This window comes from Pseudomonas sp. AF32, from assembly GCF_022342325.2.
Lineage (GTDB): Bacteria > Pseudomonadota > Gammaproteobacteria > Pseudomonadales > Pseudomonadaceae > Aquipseudomonas > Aquipseudomonas uvaldensis.
Genome location: NZ_RQJK02000013.1, coordinates 1 through 22,365 on the forward strand (window position 1 = coordinate 1; position 22,365 = coordinate 22,365).

Below are 22,365 nucleotides of genomic sequence, written 5' to 3' on the forward strand. Positions count from 1 at the left end.
TTTGCCGCTTTCGACCGAGAAGATCGAACCGTCGACCGAGCCAAGAAACCGCTCTAGCGACTCCTTCCGTGCTTCGATGATTGAAGCCCTGCTCCGCCGAAACTTACTTAAGTCATTGAATTTCAAGGAGTTTCCGTTTCGACTGCGCCGGAAGTGGGGCGAATTATAGAGACTCAGAATCTGCCGTCAACACCTATTTTCATAATTCTGTCATATCGATCATTAAGGTCCGCAAACAAAGAAGCCGGCGTCCAAGGGCGCCGGCTTCTTTTCAGATCGATTACAAGCTGGGAAACGCGAACTGCGAAGCTTCATGACTGGCACGCTGCGGCCAGCGCTGGGTAATGGCTTTGCGTCGGGTATAGAAGCGCACCCCATCCGGACCGTAGGCATGCAGGTCGCCAAACAGCGAGCGCTTCCAGCCGCCAAAGCTGTGGTAGGCCACCGGCACTGGCAGTGGTACGTTGACGCCTACCATGCCAACCTCGATTTCATCGCAGAACAGCCGCGCGGCTTCCCCATCACGGGTAAAGATGCAGGTGCCATTGCCATATTCGTGATCGTTGATCAGTTGCATGGCCTCTTCCAGGCTGTTGACCCGGACGATGCACAACACCGGCCCGAAAATCTCCTCCTTATAGATGCGCATTTCGGGCGTCACGTGATCGAACAGGCAGCCCCCCAGGAAAAATCCCTCTTCGTGCCCAGCCACGCTCAAGCCACGACCATCGACCACCAGCGAAGCACCCGCCGCCACACCGTCGTCGATATAACCGCTGACTTTGTCGCGATGCTGGCCGGTTACCAGTGGCCCCATGTCCAGACCGCATGAAGTACCCACGCCGATCTTCAATGCCTGGATTTGAGGCACCAGCTTGCTGACCAGGGCGTCCGCCACCTGGTCGCCCACACAAACAGCCACCGAAATCGCCATGCAACGCTCGCCGCACGAACCATACGCAGCACCCATCAAGGCGCTGACTGCGTTATCCAGATCCGCGTCCGGCATCAAAACCGCGTGGTTCTTCGCCCCGCCCAGTGCCTGGACGCGTTTGCCACGGCGAGTGCCCTCGGCATAAATGTACTCGGCGATTGGTGTCGAACCGACAAAACTCAATGCCTTCACTTCCGGCGCCTCGATCAGAGCGTCCACCGCGACTTTGTCGCCGTGCACTACGCTCAACACACCTTTGGGCAAACCGGCCTCCAGAAGCAATTGCGCGATCAGCAGGGTCGAACTCGGGTCGCGCTCGGAGGGCTTGAGGATGAAGCAGTTGCCACAAACGATCGCCAATGGGTACATCCACAGTGGCACCATCGCCGGGAAGTTGAACGGTGTGATACCCGCCACCACGCCCAGCGGTTGAAAATCCGACCACGCGTCGATGTTCGGTCCTACATTGCGGCTGTATTCGCCTTTCAGAATCTCCGGGGCGGCACAGGCGAACTCGACGTTTTCGATACCACGCTTGAGCTCACCGGCCGCATCTTCCAACGTCTTGCCATGCTCCTCGCTGATCAGTTGCGCAATACGCGACTCGTTCTGTTCCAGCAGTTGCTTGAAACGAAACATCACTTGGGCACGCTTGGCCGCAGGCGTTTTGCGCCAGTTCGGGAAAGCCGCATTTGCAGCGTCGATGGCCTGCTGGATGGTGACTCGGTCGGCCAACGGCACTTTATGGATCGCCTGGCCAGTGGATGGGTTGAACACGTCAGCCGTACGAGGGCTGTCACTCAATAGCTCGCCATTGATCAGATGCGGGATGAGGCTCATGGGGACTCCGGAATATATCCACGGACACCCGTGCCCGGGCGCCCATTATTGAAAGTTATAAGGAAGAAAACGTCAGTCCAGCTTGTTCAGCACTTCACCGACCGCATCGAACAACCGATCCAGGTCTTGTGGTTTGCTGTTGAACGTCGGCCCGAACTGCAGGGTGTCGCCGCCGAATCGGACGTAGAACCCGGCCTTCCACAGCGCCATGCCCGCTTCGAACGGACGCACGATTGCATCGCCGTCCCGAGGAGCGATCTGGATCGCGCCCGCCAGACCAAAATTGCGGATGTCGATGACGTTCTTCGCCCCCTTGATGCCATGCAGCGCATTCTCGAAATGCGGTGCAACTTCGGCCACGCTCTGCACCAGGTTTTCCTTTTGTAGCAGGTCCAGCGCCGCCAGCCCTGCCGCGCACGCCACTGGGTGTGCCGAATAGGTATAGCCGTGAGGAAACTCCACCGCGTACTCGGGGGTCGGCTGGTTCATGAAAGTCTGGTAGATCTCGGTGCTGGCGATGACCGCGCCCATGGGGATCGCACCGTTGGTGACTTGCTTGGCGATACACATCAGGTCGGGGGTGACGCCAAAACTATCCGCGCCGAACATCGAACCGGTCCGACCGAAACCGGTAATCACCTCATCGAATACCAACAGGATGTTGTGCTGGTCGCAGATGTTCCGCAGACGCTTGAGGTAACCTTCAGGCGGCACCAGCACACCGGCAGATCCGGCCAATGGCTCGACGAATACGGCGGCAATATTGGACGCATCATGCAGCTCGATCAGCTTGAGCAGCTCATCGGCCAGGGCAATGCCGCCCTCCTTCGGCATGCCACGGGAATAAGCATTGCTCGCCAGCAACGTGTGGGGCAGGTGGTCGACGTCCTGCATGGGCTGGCCGAACAGCTTGCGGTTGCCGTTCACGCCACCCAGGCTGGTGCCAGCGATGTTCACCCCGTGATAACCGCGGGCGCGGCCGATCATCTTGGTCTTGGTCGCCTGGCCCTTGAGGCGCCAATAAGCGCGGACCATTTTCACCGCGGTATCGGCGCATTCGGAGCCCGAGTCGGTGAAGAACACATGATTGAGGTTGCCCGGCGTCAGAGCGGTGATTTTTTCCGCCAGTTGGAACGACAGTGGGTGGCCATATTGAAAACCCGGCGAATAATCCAGAGTGCCCATCTGCTTGGCCACCGCTTCCTGGATTTCCTTGCGGGTGTGCCCGGCGCCACAAGTCCACAGCCCGGACAGCGAGTCGTACACCTTGCGCCCCTTGTCATCGACCAGCCAGCTGCCTTCGGCCGCGACGATCAGGCGAGGATCGCGCAGAAAATTGCGGTTGGCGGTGTAAGGCATCCAGTGGGCATCGAGCTTGAGCTGGCTGGCCAGGGAAGCACCAGCGTGTTCGGGCATGTTCATCGACAAAACCTCGCAAGGGATAGACAGCATGGAGTCAGAAGTGCGTTGCAGCTACGTTGCCACGGGGATAAAGTCGGTGAAATTCAACTTTTCTAACCTTCAGTCAGCGGTTCACTAAACTATGAGCGTTCGCCGCCCCGATCCGCTGGCCCAAGTCAGCGATTTCGACATTCGCTTGCTGCGCCTCTTTCGTAGCGTAGTGGAATCCGGAGGGTTTTCTGCGGCGGAAACCGTACTCGGCATTGGCCGATCAGCCATCAGCCAGCAGATGAACGATCTTGAGCAACGGCTCGGGCTGCGCCTGTGCCAACGAGGGCGAGCCGGCTTTTCGCTGACGGAGGAAGGTCGGGAGGTGTATCAATCGGCGCTGCAATTATTGAGCGCACTGGAAAGCTTTCGCACCGAGGTCAACGGCCTGCACCAGCATTTGCGTGGCGAACTGACCATCGGCCTGACCGATAATCTCGTCACCCTGCCCCACATGCGCATCACTCATGCTCTGGCTCAGTTGAAGGAGCGTGGGCCCGACGTGCAGATCCAGATTCGCATGATCCCCCCCAACGAAGTCGAGCAAGGAGTCCTCGACGGCCGCTTGCATGTCGGTGTGGTGCCCCAGGCCAGTGCGCTCTCCGGGCTGGAATATCAGCCGCTCTACAGTGAACGCTCACTGCTGTATTGCGCCGTCGGGCATCCACTGTTTTACGTGGACGACTTGCAACTCGACGAAGCGCGCCTGAACGACCAGGACGCGATTGCGCCGACGTTCCGCCTGCCGGCCGAAATCCAGGCCCATTACCAGGCACTCAACTGCACCGCCAGCGCATCGGACCGCGAAGGGATGGCATTCCTGATCCTCACCGGTCGCTACATCGGCTATCTGCCCGACCACTACGCCAACCTCTGGGTCCAGCAAGGCCGATTACGAGCCCTGAAACCCAGGGAGCGGTTCTATGACCTGAGCCTGGCCTCGGTGACGCGCAAGGGCCGTCGCCCTCACTTGGTGCTCGAGAGTTTTCTTGAGAGTCTTGCGGCGACTCGCTGACGCCCGCAAATGCGATAAGTGACCTTGCCCAATTATCGTTGCAAGGCTTTTGTCACAACGGCACTTGTCGGATCATTGCCGGTGCGCTATCAACGCATTTGCTTGCCCCACAGACCCAGCCCGGAAACGTCCATGACCTTCGAAGTCCCAGCCCACGGTGGCAAGCCCACCGGCCGCATTCGTCAGAAGAACGAAGAGACCATCCTCAAGGCGGCTGAAGATGAATTCGCCCGCCACGGTTTCAAGGGCACCAGCATGAACACCATCGCCTTGAATGCCGGATTACCCAAGGCGAACCTGCATTATTACTTCACCAACAAGCTCGGGCTGTACGTGGCCGTACTGAGCAACATCATTGAACTGTGGGACAGCACCTTCAACACCCTCACCGCCGAGGACGACCCGGCCGAAGCATTGACCCGCTACATCCGCGCGAAGATGGAGTTCTCCCGCCGCCAGCCTCAGGCCTCGCGGATCTTCGCCATGGAAGTAATCAGCGGCGGTGAGTGCCTGACCGAGTATTTCAACCAGGACTACCGCGCCTGGTTCAAAGGCCGCGCGGCCGTGTTCCAGGCCTGGATCGATGCGGGCAAGATGGACCCGGTCGACCCAGTGCACCTGATTTTTCTGTTGTGGGGCAGCACCCAGCACTACGCCGACTTCGCTACCCAGATCTGCCGCGTGACCGGCCGTAGCAAGTTGACCAAACAAGACATGATCGATGCCGGCGACAACCTGATCCGCATCATCCTCAAGGGCTGCGGCCTGACACCCACTCTTTAAGATTCCCATGCCTTTTACGCTTGCCGGCCTTTGCGAGTACCGCGAAGAAATTCGCAAAAGCCGTTTCATCACCTTCGCCGCCCCCATCAGTAGCCCGGCAGAGGCCCAGGCCTTTATTGAACAGCACAGCGACCTGGACGCGACACACAATTGCTGGGCCTGGAAACTGGGCGCCCAGTACCGCAGCCACGACGATGGAGAACCGGGCGGCACCGCCGGACGGCCGATCCTGGCTGCCATCGAAGCCCAGGATTGCGATCAGGTCGTGGTGCTGGTGATTCGCTGGTATGGCGGGATCCAGTTGGGCACGGGCGGACTGGCCCGTGCGTACGGCGGCGGCGCGAACAAATGCCTGCAAGGTGCCGCGAAAGTCGAGCTGATCAGCCGTGTGACGCTGCACTGTACTTGCGGGTTCTCCGAACTGGCCTTGGTGAAACTGCGCGTGGCCGAATGCGGCGGGCTAGTGAACACAGAAGGGTTTACCGCCAACGGCGTGGAATTGCAGCTGGCGGTGGGCGAAAGCCAAATCGACACGTTGCAAAAACAGCTGGCTGATTTGAGCCGTGGACGCATTCTATTGGCGCGATGACGCAGTCAGAAGCACCTCGAACACACTTTTATTGCCCACAACCTCTGTGCACCCGGCTGTGGATAACCTGAGCACACCCGCCTGTAACCCTTCTGTCATGTGCGTTTTGGAAGGATGCTCATTTTTTATACAGTGTCCTCGCCTATTCACAAATCAGTCCACAAAACAACTGGTTGCAGCGGTTTATCGCCTTTAGAAGAAAGCCGCCCAGTGCTTATGCCCGAGCGCTCGGCTTGCGCACAATAACTGTGGAGCAAGCTGTGGATAACCCGTTCATGGCTGCCGCTGCGCCAGTAAAGACAGGCTTTCCAGAGAGTTGCTCATTTTTTAACCGCTCGTTTGGGAAGCATAGAACTGCAGGCCTGGGGTATGCTCCGGGTCCTTGAATCCGCGATGTCTTTTCTTCCGAGGATGCTACCCATGAATTCGGCAAAACACGCATTGATCATTGGCGCTTCCCGTGGCCTGGGCCTCGGCCTGGTGAAAACGCTGCTGAACGATGGCTGGAACGTGACCGCCACCGTTCGCAACCCGCAAAAGGCAGAAGCCCTGAAGGCCTTGGGCCCGGTGCGCATTGAAAAACTCGACATGGACGACCAGCATGCAGTCATCGCCCTGAGCCAACAGCTCAAGGATGAAACCTTCGACCTGCTGTTCGTCAACGCTGGCGTCAAAGGCCCTGATAATCAGGCCCCCGGCGGCGCAACGCTGGCCGAAGTCGGCCAATTGTTCTTCACCAACGCGGTAGCGCCGATCAACCTGGCCCAGCGCTTCGTCGGCCAGATCCGCGATGGCAGCGGCGTGTTGGCGTTCATGAGTTCGGTGCTCGGCAGCGTGACCATGCCCGACGCGCCGGAGCTTGCGCTGTACAAGGCGAGCAAGGCCGCCCTCAACTCCATGACCAACAGTTTCGTCACTCAACTGGGCGACCAGGCATTGACCGTCCTGTCGCTGCATCCGGGCTGGGTGAAAACCGACATGGGCGGCGAAGGGGCAGATATCGATGTCGATACCAGCACCCGCGGTCTGGTCGATCAGGTCAACGCGTTTGCCGGTAAGGGTGGGCATCATTTCGTCAATTACAGGGGCGAAACCATTCCCTGGTAAACACCGCCATCCCCTGGGGAGCGAGCCTGCTCGCTCCCACATTTGCGATCTTGGCCGACACTGGAAATGTGTCCGGCAACCTGCGTAAACTCGGCACCTCGCCCCAAAGGCGACCCTGGATCAGCAGACAGGGCATCACTGAGCTGGCTAACCTGAACCCACTTTCAGAGGAGCCGGCCACCATGCCCGCGACCCGTACCTGGTTAAAAAATCCCCTCGCCATCTTCACGGCCAACGAGCTCGACGCCCGTGGCGGCCTCGTCCTGCAAGACGGTGTGATCGTGGAACTCCTGGGCGCCGACCAGCACCCAGCCCAACCCTGCGACAACGTTTTCGACGCACGTGAACATGTGATCCTGCCGGGGTTGATCAATACCCATCATCACTTCTACCAGACGCTGACCCGTGCCTGGGCGCCGGTAGTGAACCAGCCCTTGTTTCCATGGTTGAAAACCCTCTATCCGGTGTGGGCGCGGCTGACGCCGGAAAAACTGGCAATGGCAACCAAAGTGGCACTGACCGAGCTGCTGCTCTCGGGCTGTACCACGGCGGCCGATCACCACTATCTGTTCCCCGAAGGCCTGGAAGACGCCATCGACGTACAGGTACAGAGTGTCCGCGAGCTGGGCATGCGCGCGATGCTGACCCGCGGCTCCATGAGTCTGGGCGAAGCCGATGGGGGCTTGCCGCCACAGCAGACCGTGCAACAAGGCCAGGTGATTCTCGACGACAGTCAACGGTTGATCGGCCGTTACCATGAGCGTGGAGACGGTGCGCAGATTCAGATTGCCCTGGCGCCCTGCTCGCCCTTTTCAGTCACCCCCGAGATCATGAGCGCCAGCGCCGAGCTGGCGAACAGCCTCGATGTCCGCCTGCACACGCACCTGGCCGAAACCCTCGACGAAGAAGATTTCTGCCTGCAACGCTTCGGCCTGCGAACCGTGGATTATCTGGACAGCGTCGGCTGGCTCGGTCCACGTACCTGGCTGGCCCACGGTATTCATTTCAACGCCGATGAAATCGCCCGCCTCGGCGCAGCCGGCACCGGCATCTGTCATTGCCCCAGTTCCAACATGCGCCTGGCCTCGGGCATCTGTCCAACCGTCGAACTGACCGCTGCGGGCGCACCGTTGGGCCTTGGGGTGGACGGTTCGGCGTCCAACGATGCCTCGAACATGATCCTCGAAGCCCGCCAGGCGCTGTACCTCCAGCGCCTGCGCTATGGCGCGCAGATCATCACACCGGAGCGAGTGCTGGGTTGGGCGACACGAGGTTCGGCGCAGCTGCTCGGGCGCAGCGACATCGGCGAATTGGCGGTGGGCAAACAGGCGGACCTGGCGTTGTTCAAGCTCGATGAGCTGCGATTTTCCGGCAGCCACGACCCGATCTCAGCACTGCTGCTGTGCGGCGCGGACCGCGCGGACCGGGTGATGATTGGCGGCCAATGGCGGGTAATAGACGGTCAGGTCGAAGGACTGGACTTGAAAGGATTGATTGCCGATCACAGCCAGGCGGCGCGGGCATTGATTGCCGGCAACTGATCGGACGCCATCGCGGGCAAGCCTTGCCCGCGATGCTTCTAAAGCCCCAGCAGGGACAACATGATGAACGTCGCAAACAACACGAAGTGAGTCATGCCTTCAATGGCATTGGTTTCGCCATCGTTGAGGTTGATAGCGCTGACGATCAAGGTGATGAAAATCATCACCGTCTGCACCGGTGTCATTGCCATCTGGAACGGCTGGCCGGTGTAGAGCGCCATGGCCTCCATCACCGGTACCGTCAGGATCACCGTCGACAATGAAGCCCCCAGGGCGATGTTCACTACCGACTGCATGCGATTGGCGAGTGCGGCGCGCAGGGCGGTGAGGATTTCCGGTGCGGCGGAAATGGCCGCCACCAGAATGGCGGTTACCACCGGAGGTGCGCCGGAACCCTCCAATCCCAGATCGATGGCCTTGGACATCACTTCGGCCAGGGCGCCAATCACTACCACCCCGAACACCAGCGCCGCGATGGAAAACGTCAGGCTGATGGGCGCGGGCTCGGTTTCCACCGGCTCTTTCCTGCGGCGTTTTTCCGGGTAGCTATAGCTGAAGAAATAACTGTGGGGCCCCACCTGCATGCGCAGGAACAGGGCGTACAGCACGATCATCGCGCCGATGGTGAAAGCAGAATAGTGCTTCCAGTTTTCCTGGGGAATGAATTCTGGCACCACCATCGACACCCCCATGGCGGTGAGGATCATCACGCTGTAGGTGCGCGCCGAATCGTCGTTATAGACCTGCTCGCCATGCTTGAGCCCGCCCATCAGCGCGGCCAGCCCGAGGATGCCGTTGATATCGAGCATCACCGCCGAATAGATCGTGTCCCGCACCAGTGTCGGCGACGCTTCGTTGCTCATCATGATCGCCAGGATCACCACCTCGACCAGCACCGCCGAGAGGGTCAGGATCATCGTGCCGTAAGGATCGCCGACCTTTTCCGCCAGCAATTCGGCATGATGGGCCACGCGCATCGAGGCGGCGACGATGAAGCCGATCAGTATCAACCCGCCCGCCAACGCAACGATCCGCCCGCTGCCCAACAGCCAGTGCTCCAACGGGTAGGCGACAAACGCCGCGAGCAGCGCCAGCAACAGCAGCTTTTCTTGCTTGATCAACATGAACATCGCGAGCCAGTCACCGTCGGTGGGTCATGACCTACTAGACTGTGGGGGGCCGTGAACGTTTCGTCCGGTGTGAGGTGCCCTTATCGGGCTGCGAAAAACTCGTCGCAGGCAGGTCCGGTTCTCAAGTGGATCAGCCGGTCAGGTTTTACCAGACATTACCGTCAGCCCCTGTAGAATGCCGCCATTGATTCGCTGATGAGAAAAGAACATGTACGAATGGCTGAACGCCCTGCCCAAGGCTGAACTACACCTGCACTTGGAGGGTTCACTGGAGCCCGAGCTGCTGTTCGCCCTGGCCGAACGCAACAAAATCGCCCTGCCCTGGAGCGATGTCGACACCCTGCGCAAGGCCTATGCCTTCAACAACTTGCAGGAGTTTCTCGACTTGTATTACCAGGGCGCCGATGTGCTGCGCACCTCCCAGGATTTCTACGACCTGACCTGGGCCTACCTGCTGCGCTGCAAAGCGCAGAACGTGATCCACACCGAACCGTTCTTCGACCCGCAGACCCACACCGACCGAGGCATTCCCTTCGAAGTGGTGCTCAACGGCATCGCCGCCGCCCTCAAGGACGGTGAGCAGCAACTGGGCATCACCAGTGGCTTGATCCTGAGCTTCCTGCGCCACCTGAGCGAAGAACAGGCCGAGAAGACCCTCGACCAGGCGCTGCCGTTCCGCGATGCCTTCGTGGCCGTGGGCCTGGACAGTTCGGAGATGGGGCATCCGCCGAGCAAGTTCCAGCGGGTGTTCGATCGCGCTCGCCACGAAGGCTTCCTGACCGTGGCCCATGCGGGCGAAGAAGGGCCACCCGAGTACATCTGGGAAGCCCTCGACCTGCTGAAGATCCAGCGCATCGACCATGGTGTCCGGGCCATCGAAGACGAGCGGCTGATGCAGCGGATCATCGACGAGCAGATTCCGCTGACGGTGTGCCCATTGTCCAACACCAAGCTGTGTGTGTTCGACGACATGTCCCAGCACAACATCCTCGACATGCTCGAGCGCGGCGTGAAGGTGACCGTCAATTCCGATGACCCGGCGTACTTCGGCGGCTACGTCACCGAAAACTTCCACGCCCTGCACACGCACCTGGGCATGACCCAGGACCAGGCCAGACGCCTGGCGCAGAACAGCCTGGATGCGCGGTTGGTGAAGCCTTAAGCCCCCTGCTCTTCCCCCTGTGGGAGCGAGCCTGCTCGCGATGACGGTCTTACATCAAGATTGATGTTGACTGACTCACCGCGATCGCGAGCAGGCTCGCTCCCACAGGGAAACGGTGTTCAGTCGGCTACCGTGCCCTCGCTCAACTCCTCCAACGTCTTGCCCCGCGTCTCCATCCCGAACAACCAGACCACCCCTGCCGCCACGGCAAAGCACAGCGCCCCCAGGGCGAATACGCCGCCCTGCCCAGTGATGGGAAACAGCAACCCGGTCACCAATGGCCCGAGCAACGAACCGATGCGACCGACCGCCGAGGCAAATCCCGACCCCGTAGCCCGTGCCGAGGTGGGATACAGTTCCGGGGTGTAGGTGTAAAGCACGGCCCACATGCCGAACAAGAAGAACTGCATGAGCAATCCGGTGCCGATCAGCAGGCCGACGTTGCCGCCAAACACCGCGCTCTGCCCATATAGAAAGGCCATCGCGCCACCGCCCAACAGGGTGATGACACACACCGGTTTACGTCCCCAGCGCTCGACCAGCCAGGCCGCCATCAGAAACCCCGGAATACCGCCCAGGGAAATCAGCACGGTGTAATACACCGACTGGGTCACGGCGAATCCCGACTGCTGCAAGAGTGCACTGAGCCACGACGTCAGCCCATAGAAACCGAGCAGAGCGAAGAACCAGACGCTCCAGATCATCATCGTGCGCTGGCGATACAACGGCGACCAGATCCGCGCCAGAGCCGAGAAGAACGTGCCCGGCGTATCCGCCAACCTCGGCAGCCGGGCAGGCTCCGGCAGAGCCTGACGTCCCAGCGATGTCCGGACCTTGTCCTCGATCCGGCGCAGCACCGCATCCGACTCGTCATCCCGCCCGGCCTGCTCCAGCCAACGCGGCGACTCGGGGATGAAGAAACGAATCACCAGGACAAATATCGCCGGCACCGCCAGTACCAGGAAAATGTCACGCCAGCCAATCACCGGCAGCAGGAAATACGACAGCGCTCCCGCCGCCACGAAGCCCAGGGGCCAGAAGCCATCCATCAGGGCAATATAACGTCCGCGCTGCCTGGCCGGGATCAGCTCCGAGAGCATCGACTGGGCAATCGGAAATTCCATGCCCATGCCGATCCCCAGGAGGATGCGAAACAGCGTCAGTGTCTCGACGTCCTGGGCAGTGGAACACAGGTAGCTGGCGAGGCCCCACAGCACGATGCTCCATTGGAACACCGGCTTGCGCCCGAACCGGTCAGCCAGCATGCCCGACAGCGACGCCCCCACTACCATGCCGAAGAAGCTGGAGCTGGCCAACAGCCCCGCCTGAGCTGTACTCAGGCCGAATTCGGCTTTGATCGAACCCAGCAGGAACGTCATCATCGCCAGGTCCATGGAGTCGAAGAAAAACGCCAGGGCGATAATGATGAAGATAATCCGGTGATAGCCGCTGATGGGCAGCCGTTCCAGGCGTTCGGCCGCGCTGTAGCCGTGAGTGTCCATATGGTTTTCCCCAGTCCGATGATCACCGGGCCGAGTGTGCGCGAACCTCGCGGGTGCCTGATGCTGAATACGACCTGTCGATGGCCCTAGAGCGCCATTTCCAACGTATCCTGCCTGGCGAATCGATGAATTTCCTGCTGGCCGAGCGCTGTCACCTGCAAGGCTCGCGAATCGTTGGGCAGGCTCAGCCAGCCGGACTGCATGAACAACTGCAGCAATGCTGCCCCCAGGGCGCCCCCCAGGTGCGGACGGCGTTCGCTCCAGTCGGGACACGCGCAGGCGGTGCGGGCGTTGCGATGGGCCAGAGCCTGAATGAACAGGCCGTGCCCGGCCAACTGACTGGCCCCCTTGTGGGTGACGACCACCCGTTGCTCACACTGCTCGATCCAGCCGGCATCCAGCAGGCGCTGATACAGGTCGGCCGCCAGGGTGCCGCCCAGGTGATCGTCGCAAAGCCTGGCCCGCAACAGCGACGCGGGGGCCGAAGGCGTTCTGGTCGACATCACGCCACGCTTGAAGACCTCCGGGATCTGTCGCGGCGTACTGGCCAGGGTGGCGCTGGCCAATGCCTCGACTGCCGCACCGACCTCCGGCGCCGCGAGGCGGAAAAACCGCTTGCGCCCCCGTGCTTCGACTTTCAACAGACCGCCGGCCGACAGGCGTCCCAGATGAGCACTGGCCGAGGACGGCGATAACCCGGCCAGTAACGCCAGCTCTTCAGCCTGCCGGGCCGTACCGTCCATCAATGCCCACATCATTGCGCTGCGCTTTGGGTCGGCCAGCAGCGTGGCGATCTGGCTGATGCAAGGTGCATGTTCCATGTATTCACTCCCTGTTGAATCATTCGTCTACTGCTCTGGGGCCTGATGACCCGTCATAAGGCGCCGCTCAAAGCGGCTCGACCACCGGAACCGGCGGTATCGATGCGTCGACGGGACAGTGCTTCCCCGGTGCCGCGCCGATTCAGGCGGCCGCTAGTATAAGCGTGGCGACCAAGCTTTCCTGTCCTCCGGAAACCTTTGGAGGCGATTGTTCGTGAGGGAAAATTCTCTATTTGCCCGCGACTATTGGTCGTCCGCCGCCGAACGCGGAAATTGTGCGCTCAACTGACCGCAACGGGCCTTGAGCATTTCCCGCAGCAGGTTGATGGGCTTGCTCAGTTGAGCCCGATGAGCGCACAGCAGATTCAGCGGTGCACGCTCGCAGAGCAGGTTCGGCAGCAGGATCTTCAGGCGTCCGGCCAGCACGTCGGTTGAAACATCCAGCCAGGACTTATAGGCGATGCCCGCGCCAGCCACCGCCCAGCGCCTGACCACGTCGGCATCATCGCTGAAACGATCACCACTGACGGTGAGACTCACTTCCCGTTTACCGTCTTGAAAGCACCAGCGGTCATGAACCCGGGTACCGAGCATGTATAACAGGCAATTGTGCTGGGCCAGCTGCTCCAACTGGCGAGGTTCGCCGTGGCGAGCCAGGTAATCCGGTGAGGCGCACAACACCCTGCGGTTATCCGCCGCGACCGGCAGGGCCACCAGGCTCGAATCCTCCGGCTCGCCATAACGTAGCGCGATGTCGACGGGTTGCTTGAACAGGTCGGCGATGCGATCGCCCAGTAACAGCCGCACCGTCAACCCAGGGTGTTCGCGCTGGAATTCGTCCAGCCAGGGCAACAGAAGGTTGCGTCCCAGGTCGGAGGGTGCGGATAACTGCAGCACGCCACTGACCCGGTCCTGGCTGCTGGTCAAAAGCCGCCGCCCCTCGTCGAGGCTGCTCAACGCGGCCCTGGCATATTCGAGAAACCCCTCCCCCTCGGCAGTCAAGCGCAGGCTGCGAGTCGAACGGGCCAATAGCCGGGCGCCCAGATGTTGCTCGATCCGCTTCAACGCGGCACTGGCCACCGCCGCCGACATATCCATCACCCTGGCCGCAGCGGAAAGACTGCCCAGATCCGCCGCCCGGACAAACAACTGCAGGTCATCGAATCGAAGCATGGCGATTCCATTTTCAAAAATACATTGAAAGAGCCTGTCCTTTTAGCCGGTTTTATCGTGGCGATAAATAGCTAACCATGGCGGCATCCCACTTACTCACGGAGCCACTGCATGAAAGCCATCGCCTACTATCATTCGTTGCCCATCAGCGACGCAAAATCGCTGCAGGATATCGAACTGCCGGAACCCGTCGCCGGCCCACGGGATCTGCTGGTGGAAGTCAAAGCCATCTCGGTCAACCCGGTGGATACCAAAGTCCGCCAGAACGTCCAGCCTGAAGGCGTTGCGCCTAAAGTGCTGGGTTGGGACGTGGCCGGCGTGGTCAAGGCCGTGGGCAGCGATGTCACGTTGTTCAAGGCCGGCGACCGGGTCTTTTACGCAGGCTCCATCGCCCGGGCGGGTGGCAACAGCGAACTGCACGTGGTGGATGAACGCATTGTCGGCCACATGCCCAAGAGCCTCGGTTTCGCCGAATCGGCCGCATTGCCGTTGACGGCCATTACCGCCTGGGAGTTGCTGTTCGAGCGGCTGCAGATCCAGGAAGGCCAGGATGACAAGAACCAGAGCCTGCTGATTGTCGGCGCTGCAGGCGGCGTCGGATCGATCCTGACGCAGTTGGCCCGCCAACTCACCGGGCTGAAGGTCATCGGCACCGCCTCCCGCTCCCAGACGCAAGAATGGGTGCGCAGCCTGGGGGCCGACCTGGTGGTCGACCACAGCCAGCCATTGAGCGTGGTATTGAAGGAAGCCGGCCAGGCGCAGGTGACCCACGTTGCCAGCCTGACCCAGACCGACCAGCATCTGGACCAGTTGGTCGAAGCGCTGGCGCCCCAGGGCAAACTGGCGCTGATCGACGACCCCAAGGCGCTGGATGTGTCCAAACTCAAGCGCAAAAGCCTGTCGTTACACTGGGAGTTCATGTACACCCGCTCGCTCTTCGAAACACCAGACATGATTGAGCAACACCATCTGCTCAACCGCGTCGCCACACTGATCGACGCCGGCACGCTGAAGACCACGGTTGGCGAGCATTTCGGCATCATCAACGCCGAAAACCTGCGCCGGGCCCACGCATTGTTGGAAAGCGGCAAGGCCAAGGGGAAAATTGTGCTCGAAGGGTTCTGATCCAGCAGAACCAAGGCCTGTGGGAGCAAGCGATGCTCCCGCAGGAAATTGCACCGTCAGTCCGAGAATTGACCCTTGTCACAATTGCGATCGTATTCCGGTCTACACTCGAGGCCTTTGCAACGCAATCTTTTACGTGAGGAGGTCAGCAATGAAGATCCTGATAAAAGAAGTGGCAAAATCCCAATGGCAAGTGCGTCTTGACCAGCACGCCGTCACCTTCCGTACCGAGGCCGAAGCCAAAGCTTTTGCCAGCACCCTGCAAGCGCGGATCCACGCGCCGCACCACTTCCCCGAACAGCAGCAGCGCGCGGCTGGCTGAATCAGCCCTGGTGATCGACGACCCGGGCTTTTTGCAGGCGCCGGGTCAGCATCGCCGCGCTCACCACCAACAGTCCGCAAAGGCTGATGACCATCGCCATCGGTACGGCGGTGCCGTCATGCAATGCCGCCACCAACGCGGCTGCCCCGGCAGCTACGGAGAATTGCAGGCACCCCAGCATCGCCGAAGCGCTGCCGGCCCGAGCGCCCTGCCCGCTCATGGCGCAAGCCGATGCATTGGGAATGATGCAGCCCAGGCTGGCGATGCAAATGAACAGTGGAATCAACAGCGGCCACAGCCGCGCAGGTTGTAATGCACTGACAGCCAGCAGGCTCAGCCCCGCCGCCAGGTAAACCCACACCACACGGGTCAGCAGCAAGGCCGGGCCACGCCTGGACAACAACCGGGCGTTGACCTGCGCCACCAGGATGAAACCCGCCGCATTGGTGCCGAACAGCCAGCCGAAGTGTTCGGCCGGCACCCCGTAAAGCTTGATGAACACGAATGGCGAACCGGCGATGTAAGCGAACATCCCTGCCATCGCGATTCCGCCCGTCAGGGCATGCCCCAGGAAGACCGAGTCGGTCAGCAGTCGACCGTATTGGCGCAACGCCCCGGATAACGGTTGCCGGGGCACGTGTGCCGGCAGACTCTCGGGTAACCACAAGGCCACGGCCGTGGCCGCCAGCGCACTGAACAGGGTCAGGCCGATAAAGATCGATTGCCAGCCGTACAGGTTCACCAGCAATCCGCCGAGCATCGGCGCGAGGATCGGCGCCAGTCCCATCACCAGCATCAACTGGGAAAACACCTTGGCCGAGCCGACCGCATCGCATTTGTCGCTGACCACCGCACGGGAAATCACCATCCCGGCACATCCGCCCAGGGCCTGGATGAAACGGGCGCCAATCAGCCATTCGAGGCTGGGTGCATAGGCGCAAGCCACGGACGCCAGGGTGAACAATCCGACGCCCGTCAGCAGCGGAATGCGCCGTCCGAAGCGATCGGCCACCGGCCCATAGGCCAGTTGCCCGATAGACAGCCCGAGGAAATAGGCCGCCAATGTCAGCTGGATGTGTTTTTCATCGGTGCCGAAGGCGGTCGCCATGGCCGGGAAAGCGGGCAGATAGAAATCGATCGCCAAAGGACCGAAAGCGCTCAAGGCGCCAAGAATCAGAATGATACGAAGGTTCATCGGGCGTCCCGTTCAGGCGTCAGTCAGCAGCCCGACAGTCTATCCATGCCGGGCGCCCTTGAACATTCCGATAGGTCGCTAACGATTAAAATAATTCAGGCAGGACGGACTTCGTACCCTTCCTCCTTGATGACCTCGGCCACCGTATCGGCCGGCAACGAACTCTGGACCCGCACGGTCTTGGCGACGAGATCGACCTGCACATCGGCCGCTGGATCCCTGGCCTGCACAGCCTGGGTAATGGCCTTGACACAGTGACCGCAGGACATGCCCTGGACATTGAATGTTTGCATGAAAATGACTCCTGGCAATTGACGTTGGCGGCAGTTTCAAGCTTGCCATCATGGCAAGGTCAAGTTCTGACGAAATCTGCCGGGCTGGCAATCGGCAACGTGCTCAGCCAAGCTGCACACATCAAGGATTCAACACCGGAGGTTCAGCCATGCGCTGGTCAACGTTCAGCCTGTTTTGCATGTTGGTTTTTTCAGCGGTGGCCCCCTCGGCATCAGCCGACGAGGATTTCGGCGTGGTGATCGTTTCCCGCGAACGCCTGGAAGTTTCCAGCTCTTGCGAGATTGGTATTTATATCAATGATCAACTCACTGCCAGGCTGTTTCAGGAGGGCAGTACCTCCTTCAATTTGCCGGCCGGTCGGTTCTCTTTGCGCCTGAAGTTGTTACCAGGCCAGACGCCCGGTTGCGCTCCGGGCATGCTCGCACCGGGCTCGCAGGAAATTACCCTCAAGGCCGGCGACATCCTGAAGTACCGTATCGCCATGAACGAGCAAGGGATGTACCTCAGGAAAACCGGGCTCGGTTACTGACATCCCCAATACCCTGTGGGAGCGAGCCTGCTCGCGATCAGCGTCGGATCAGTTTGCAACAATGTTGAAAATACCGGCGTCATCGCGAGCAGGCTCGCTCCCACCAAGGGCCTGCGCGAGTCCTCGGATTGGCACTTGACCTTGCCCGCATGGCAAGGTTGATCCTGTAGGCATTCACTACAGGGAGCCCGACCGATGTCCGAATCCACCACCGTCGACCTGCCCATCACCGGCATGACCTGCGCCAGCTGCGCCGGGCGTGTGGAGCGCGCCCTGGGCAAAGTGGCCGGCGTGAACCGGGTCAGCGTCAACCTGGCCAATGAACGGGCCCACGTTGAATTGCTCGAACGGCTCGATCCGCAAGTCCTGATCGACGCAGTCAGGCGCGCCGGCTACGACGCCAGCGTCTGGCAGGACGAACAACCCCATGACACCCAGCCCCTTCACCTGAACCATGAACGCCTGGTGCTGATATTGGCGATCCTGCTGTCGCTGCCACTGGTGCTGCCAATGTTGCTGCAGCCATTGGGCGTGCACTGGATGCTTCCGGCCTGGGTGCAGTTCGCCCTGGCGACACCGGTTCAATTCATCTTCGGTGCGCGGTTTTATGTCGCGGCGTTCAAGGCGGTACGCGCCGGGGCCGGGAACATGGACCTGCTGGTGGCACTGGGCACCAGCGCCGGCTACGGCTTGAGCGTCTACGAATGGGCGTTCGTCGGTTCGTCACATCTGTATTTCGAAGCTTCGGCGGTGGTGATTGCCCTGGTATTGCTGGGCAAATACCTGGAGAGCCGCGCCAAGCGGCAGACCGCCAGCGCCATCCGGGCCCTCGAAGCCCTGCGGCCGGAACGTGCGACGCAAGTGATCGAAGGCCAGGAACGGGACGTTGCGATCAGTGCCTTGCGCCTGGACGACGTGGTATTGGTCAAACCCGGTGAACGCATTCCCGTGGACGGTGAAGTCCTGGAAGGCCAAAGCCACGCCGATGAGGCGCTGATCAGCGGTGAGAGCCTACCGGTGCCCAAGGGCCCCGGCGACAAGGTCACCGGCGGCGCCATCAACGGCGAAGGCCGACTGCTGGTGCGCACCCTGGCCCTGGGCACGGAAACCGTCCTGGCGCGCATCATCCGCCTGGTGGAAGACGCCCAGGCGGCCAAGGCACCGATTCAGAAACTGGTGGATAAAGTCAGTCAGGTGTTCGTGCCGGTGGTGCTGTTGCTGGCCCTGGCAACGCTGATCGGCTGGTGGCTGTACGGCGCCCCACTGGAAACCGCGCTGATCAATGCCGTCGCCGTATTGGTGATCGCCTGCCCCTGTGCCCTGGGCCTGGCGACACCCGCGGCGATCATGGCTGGCACCGGCGTAGCCGCGCGCCACGGGATCCTGATCAAGGACGCCGAGGCGTTGGAGCGTGCCCATGACGTCAGTTCGGTGGTGTTCGACAAGACCGGGACGCTCACATCCGGCACGCCGCGCATCGCCCACCTGGCCGCCCTCGACGGTGACGAAACCACGCTGCTGCAGCGGGCAGGCGCCCTGCAACGCGGCAGTGAACACCCCCTTGCCAAAGCGGTGCTGGACGCCTGCGCCGAGCGTAGCCTGGACGTACCGGCCATCCGCGACAGCCAGGCCCTGGCCGGACGTGGCATTGCCGGCAGCCTGGACGGCCGGCGCCTGGCCCTGGGCAATCGGCGCTTGCTGGAGGAATCGGGCCTTGAACCCGGATCACTGGCCGAATCGGCCCAGGCCTGGGAAACGGAAGGCCGGACCCTGTCCTGGCTGATCGAGCAAAGCACAACGCCACGGGTGCTGGGTCTGTTCGCCTTTGGCGACACCCTCAAGCCGGGCGCACTCGCTGCGGTGCGGGCCCTGGGTGAACGTCATATCACCAGCCACTTGCTGACCGGCGACAACCAAGGCAGCGCCAAGGTGGTTTCCCAGGCGCTGGGCATTGCCAATGTGCATGCCGAGGTGTTGCCGGGGGACAAATCCGCCATCGTCATCGAGCTGAAGAAAAACGCCGTGGTGGCGATGGTCGGCGACGGTATCAACGACGCCCCGGCGCTGGCTGCGGCGGACATCGGCATTGCCATGGGCGGCGGCACCGACGTGGCAATGCATGCCGCCGGCATCACCCTCATGCGCGGCGATCCGCGGCTCGTACCGGCAGCGCTGGAGATCAGCCGCAAGACCTACGCGAAGATCCGCCAGAACCTGTTCTGGGCGTTCGTCTATAACCTGATTGGCATCCCGCTGGCGGCATTCGGTCTGCTCAACCCGGTGCTGGCCGGTGCGGCCATGGCGTTGTCGAGCGTCAGCGTGGTGAGCAATGCGTTACTGTTGAAATTCTGGACACCCGAGGACCTGGAGGACAAGCGATGAACATCGGACAAGCGGCCCGCCAGAGCGGCCTGAGCGCGAAGATGATCCGGTATTACGAATCCATCGGCCTGCTCAAGGCAGCCCATCGCACCGACAGTGGCTACCGGATCTACGGTGTCGACGACCTGCACACACTGGCATTCATCAAGCGCTCCAGGGACTTGGGGTTTTCCCTGGAAGAAGTCGGCAAGCTGTTGACACTCTGGCAGGACCGTCAAAGGGCCAGCGCCGACGTCAAGGCCCTGGCCCGACAACACATCGACGAACTGAACCAGAAAATCCGCGAACTGGCCGGACTGCGCGACACCCTCCAGGATCTGGTGGAGCACTGCAACGGCGACCACCGCCCGGACTGTCCGATCCTCAAGGAACTGGCGTCCGGGTGCAGTTCGGAGGGCGGGAGCAAAGCTTGCTCGGGATGACCCGCGCAACATCCATGCAAGCTGAACCACTGCTATCGCGAGCAAGCTCGGCTCCTACAGGGGTGGGTCAGCCGATCATTGCATCCAGGGCGGAGGCGGCTCTTCGGTCTTGCCGGGAGGCGCATCTTCGGCGGCGCGCATGGCCTGGCGACGCTCTTCGTCCCGGCGGGCGGCCTCGATCTCGCGCATGACTCCACCGACATCCGCCAACGTCTCCGGCTCGTCGAACTCACCCGTCAACACGCTACCCGGATGCAAGGTCCCGGCCTCGTACAGCGCCCACATCTCCTTGGCATAGCGGGTGCGCTTGAGCTCCGGCGCGAAACGACCGAAGTAGGACGCCATGTTGCCCACGTCGCGCTCAAGCATGCTGAAGGCATGGTTGTTACCGGCGGCATCCACCGCCTGCGGCAGGTCGATGATCACCGGGCCTGTCGGCGCGAGCAGTACGTTGAACTCCGACAGGTCACCGTGCACCAGGCCGGCACACAGCATCAACACGATCTGGGAAATCAGAAAGGCGTGGTATTCGCGGGCCTGATCCGGCTCAAGAACCACATCGTTCAGTCGCGGGGCCGCGTCGCCGTACTCGTCGGCCACCAACTCCATCAACAGCACACCTTCGAGGAAGTCGTACGGTTTGGGCACGCGCACCCCGGCATTGGCCAGGCGAAACAGCGCCGCGACTTCGGCATTCTGCCAGGCGTCTTCGGCCTCCTTGCGCCCGAACTTGGAGCCTTTTGCCATGGCGCGGGCCTGCCGGCTGTTACGGACCTTGCGACCCTCCTGATACTCGGCCGCTTGACGGAAACTGCGCTTGTTCGCCTCCTTGTAGACCTTGGCGCAACGTAGCTCATTGCCGCTGCGCACCACATAGACAGCTGCTTCTTTACCACTCATGAGTGGGCGCAGCACTTCGTCGACCAGACCGTCCTCGATCAGGGGTTCAATGCGTTTTGGAGTCTTCATCAGCTTTTATTCTGGGTCCTTTGTGACCAAACACGCGAATGACAGCCGTTATACGGCAATCCTTCCTCCACGGGGAGGGGTTGCCGACCTGTGAACCGGCGATGCACACACTGTGCCGGATATCGACCGAGTCGAATCATAACCGAGAGCAGCGCCGGCACAGCCAACCTGCCCCCCAGGTTATTTGCGACAAGAACTGACAATCTCGGCGCTGGGCTCAGCGCTTGAACAACTCGCCTGGTGTAAATCCGAACATTGACTTGAACGCCGCAATGAACGCGGATGTGGAGTCATACCCGCACGACAGCGCCGCGCCGGTCACGCTGTCGCCCTCCTCCAGCGAACCGAGGGACGACAACAACCGCATGCGCTGGCGCCAGGTCCGAAAACTCAGACCAGTTTCACGCTGGAACATTCGCATCAGGGTTTTTTCCGAGGTCCCCAGGCGTTCGGCCCAGGCTTGCAGGGTAACGTTCTGTTCAGGTTGCTCGATCAACTCGTTACACAATCCCAGCAAGCGCGCGTGCCGGGGCAACGGCAGGGAAAAACCCACTTCCGGAAGTGTCGCCAATTGGTCCAGCAACACCTGCACCAGTCGAGCCTCGGGCGTATCGCCCTGCGGGTACTCGACCGGCAACTGACAGAACCCCTTGATCAGCTCCCGAGCCAGCGGCGTGACCTCCAGGACCCGGCAGCGTCCGTCATCCCACGGGCAGGCTTCGCGACGGACATACAGGCTGCGCATTTCCGCCCGGGTGGACGTCACGACATGATGCTCCAGGTCCGCCGGAATCCAGATGCCCCATTGCGGCGGCGCGAAGAAACTGCCTGCGGTCGTGTGCACGCCAAGTACGCCGCTGATGGCGTAGGAAAACTGCACCCAGTCATGGCGATGGGCTTGGGTCCAGGAACCGGCACTCAGGCTCTCGACACGGGCGTAAACCGGCCTGGGCAGTTGCGTCAGGTCGGGAATACGACGTTCGAGCTGCTGGTGTCCGTTAGTCGGCATTGATTGGCCTTATGTCGCAAGACGGCTGTCAGTACCGACGTTAGGCTAAGTCACCGTTACTTACAACTTCGG

General features: G+C 61.2%; 20 protein-coding genes and 1 pseudogene. 11 read left to right on the forward strand and 10 right to left on the reverse strand.

Annotation, left to right across the window (positions count from 1 at the left end; translation table 11 throughout):
- Positions 1 to 280 precede the first annotated feature (280 nt).
- The gene (locus EGM97_RS13710) at positions 281 to 1,774 is read right to left on the reverse strand and encodes a CoA-acylating methylmalonate-semialdehyde dehydrogenase (protein ID WP_238965429.1); all 1,494 of its coding nucleotides are present in this window, start codon (positions 1,772 to 1,774) and stop codon (positions 281 to 283) included.
- Positions 1,775 to 1,846: 72 nt separating this feature from the next.
- A complete protein-coding gene (aptA, locus tag EGM97_RS13715) occupies positions 1,847 to 3,196 on the reverse strand; it encodes an omega-aminotransferase AptA (protein WP_238965428.1) in 1,350 nt (449 codons plus the stop codon).
- Between the two features lie 121 nt (positions 3,197 to 3,317).
- Here aptA and EGM97_RS13720 point away from each other — a divergent pair, with 121 nt between their 5' ends.
- From EGM97_RS13720 to EGM97_RS13740, 5 genes are all read left to right on the forward strand, one after another.
- Complete coding sequence (locus tag EGM97_RS13720) at positions 3,318 to 4,238, forward strand: LysR family transcriptional regulator (protein WP_053155413.1); 921 nt, start codon at positions 3,318 to 3,320, stop codon at positions 4,236 to 4,238.
- Between the two features lie 132 nt (positions 4,239 to 4,370).
- Positions 4,371 to 5,021, forward strand: a complete 651-nt coding sequence (locus EGM97_RS13725) for a TetR/AcrR family transcriptional regulator (RefSeq protein WP_238965427.1) — start codon at positions 4,371 to 4,373, stop codon at positions 5,019 to 5,021.
- Positions 5,022 to 5,028: 7 nt separating this feature from the next.
- Entirely contained in the window at positions 5,029 to 5,610 is a 582-nt protein-coding gene (locus EGM97_RS13730) for an IMPACT family protein (RefSeq protein ID WP_238965426.1), read from the forward strand.
- Between the two features lie 420 nt (positions 5,611 to 6,030).
- Positions 6,031 to 6,717, forward strand: a complete 687-nt coding sequence (locus tag EGM97_RS13735; RefSeq protein ID WP_238965425.1) for an SDR family oxidoreductase — start codon at positions 6,031 to 6,033, stop codon at positions 6,715 to 6,717.
- A 182-nt stretch (positions 6,718 to 6,899) separates the two neighbouring features.
- Complete coding sequence (locus tag EGM97_RS13740; RefSeq protein ID WP_238965424.1) at positions 6,900 to 8,258, forward strand: 8-oxoguanine deaminase; 1,359 nt, start codon at positions 6,900 to 6,902, stop codon at positions 8,256 to 8,258.
- Between the two features lie 38 nt (positions 8,259 to 8,296).
- Here the strand turns inward: EGM97_RS13740 and EGM97_RS13745 are convergent, their stop codons facing one another.
- On the reverse strand, positions 8,297 to 9,388 hold the full coding sequence (locus EGM97_RS13745; protein WP_238965423.1) for a calcium:cation antiporter: 1,092 nt from the start codon (positions 9,386 to 9,388) through the stop codon (positions 8,297 to 8,299).
- Between the two features lie 208 nt (positions 9,389 to 9,596).
- Here EGM97_RS13745 and EGM97_RS13750 point away from each other — a divergent pair, with 208 nt between their 5' ends.
- The gene (locus tag EGM97_RS13750) at positions 9,597 to 10,550 is read left to right on the forward strand and encodes an adenosine deaminase (protein WP_053155423.1); all 954 of its coding nucleotides are present in this window, start codon (positions 9,597 to 9,599) and stop codon (positions 10,548 to 10,550) included.
- Positions 10,551 to 10,669: 119 nt separating this feature from the next.
- Here EGM97_RS13750 and EGM97_RS13755 read toward each other — a convergent pair whose 3' ends face one another.
- The 3 genes from EGM97_RS13755 to EGM97_RS13765 form a co-directional block, all read right to left on the reverse strand.
- Positions 10,670 to 12,052 carry an MFS transporter gene (locus EGM97_RS13755; protein WP_238965422.1) on the reverse strand — a complete coding sequence of 461 codons (1,383 nt, stop codon included), beginning with the start codon at positions 12,050 to 12,052 and terminating at the stop codon, positions 10,670 to 10,672.
- Positions 12,053 to 12,138: 86 nt separating this feature from the next.
- On the reverse strand, positions 12,139 to 12,873 hold the full coding sequence (locus EGM97_RS13760) for an ArsR/SmtB family transcription factor (RefSeq protein WP_238965421.1): 735 nt from the start codon (positions 12,871 to 12,873) through the stop codon (positions 12,139 to 12,141).
- A gap of 243 nt (positions 12,874 to 13,116) precedes the next feature.
- The gene (locus tag EGM97_RS13765) at positions 13,117 to 14,046 is read right to left on the reverse strand and encodes a LysR family transcriptional regulator (protein ID WP_238965420.1); all 930 of its coding nucleotides are present in this window, start codon (positions 14,044 to 14,046) and stop codon (positions 13,117 to 13,119) included.
- A 111-nt stretch (positions 14,047 to 14,157) separates the two neighbouring features.
- Here EGM97_RS13765 and EGM97_RS13770 point away from each other — a divergent pair, with 111 nt between their 5' ends.
- Together EGM97_RS13770 and EGM97_RS13775 are read left to right on the forward strand one after the other, a co-directional pair.
- Positions 14,158 to 15,171 (forward strand): zinc-binding alcohol dehydrogenase family protein, encoded by a 1,014-nt coding sequence (locus EGM97_RS13770; RefSeq protein WP_238965419.1) that lies wholly within the window; start codon positions 14,158 to 14,160, stop codon positions 15,169 to 15,171.
- A 151-nt stretch (positions 15,172 to 15,322) separates the two neighbouring features.
- Positions 15,323 to 15,493 carry a hypothetical protein gene (locus tag EGM97_RS13775; RefSeq protein WP_238965418.1) on the forward strand — a complete coding sequence of 57 codons (171 nt, stop codon included), beginning with the start codon at positions 15,323 to 15,325 and terminating at the stop codon, positions 15,491 to 15,493.
- A gap of 1 nt (position 15,494) precedes the next feature.
- Here the strand turns inward: EGM97_RS13775 and EGM97_RS13780 are convergent, their stop codons facing one another.
- Together EGM97_RS13780 and EGM97_RS13785 are read right to left on the reverse strand one after the other, a co-directional pair.
- The gene (locus tag EGM97_RS13780; protein ID WP_238965417.1) at positions 15,495 to 16,688 is read right to left on the reverse strand and encodes a multidrug effflux MFS transporter; all 1,194 of its coding nucleotides are present in this window, start codon (positions 16,686 to 16,688) and stop codon (positions 15,495 to 15,497) included.
- 95 nt (positions 16,689 to 16,783) lie between these two features.
- Positions 16,784 to 16,981, reverse strand: a complete 198-nt coding sequence (locus tag EGM97_RS13785) for a heavy-metal-associated domain-containing protein (RefSeq protein WP_238965416.1) — start codon at positions 16,979 to 16,981, stop codon at positions 16,784 to 16,786.
- Between the two features lie 149 nt (positions 16,982 to 17,130).
- Here EGM97_RS13785 and EGM97_RS13790 point away from each other — a divergent pair, with 149 nt between their 5' ends.
- The 3 genes and pseudogenes from EGM97_RS13790 to cueR all read left to right on the forward strand — a co-directional run bounded on the left by EGM97_RS13790 (position 17,131) and on the right by cueR (position 20,315).
- Complete coding sequence (locus EGM97_RS13790) at positions 17,131 to 17,511, forward strand: hypothetical protein (RefSeq protein ID WP_238965415.1); 381 nt, start codon at positions 17,131 to 17,133, stop codon at positions 17,509 to 17,511.
- Between the two features lie 219 nt (positions 17,512 to 17,730).
- Positions 17,731 to 19,893, forward strand: a pseudogene (locus EGM97_RS13795) (heavy metal translocating P-type ATPase); the annotation flags it as partial.
- Positions 19,890 to 20,315, forward strand: a complete 426-nt coding sequence (gene cueR, locus EGM97_RS13800) for a Cu(I)-responsive transcriptional regulator (protein ID WP_238965414.1) — start codon at positions 19,890 to 19,892, stop codon at positions 20,313 to 20,315. The pseudogene EGM97_RS13795 and the gene cueR, both read left to right, overlap by 4 nt.
- 75 nt (positions 20,316 to 20,390) lie before the next feature.
- Here cueR and EGM97_RS13805 read toward each other — a convergent pair whose 3' ends face one another.
- Positions 20,391 to 21,284, reverse strand: a complete 894-nt coding sequence (locus EGM97_RS13805; RefSeq protein WP_238965413.1) for a PA4780 family RIO1-like protein kinase — start codon at positions 21,282 to 21,284, stop codon at positions 20,391 to 20,393.
- Between the two features lie 217 nt (positions 21,285 to 21,501).
- Complete coding sequence (locus tag EGM97_RS13810; protein WP_238965412.1) at positions 21,502 to 22,293, reverse strand: AraC family transcriptional regulator; 792 nt, start codon at positions 22,291 to 22,293, stop codon at positions 21,502 to 21,504.
- Between the last annotated feature and the right edge of the window lie 72 nt (positions 22,294 to 22,365).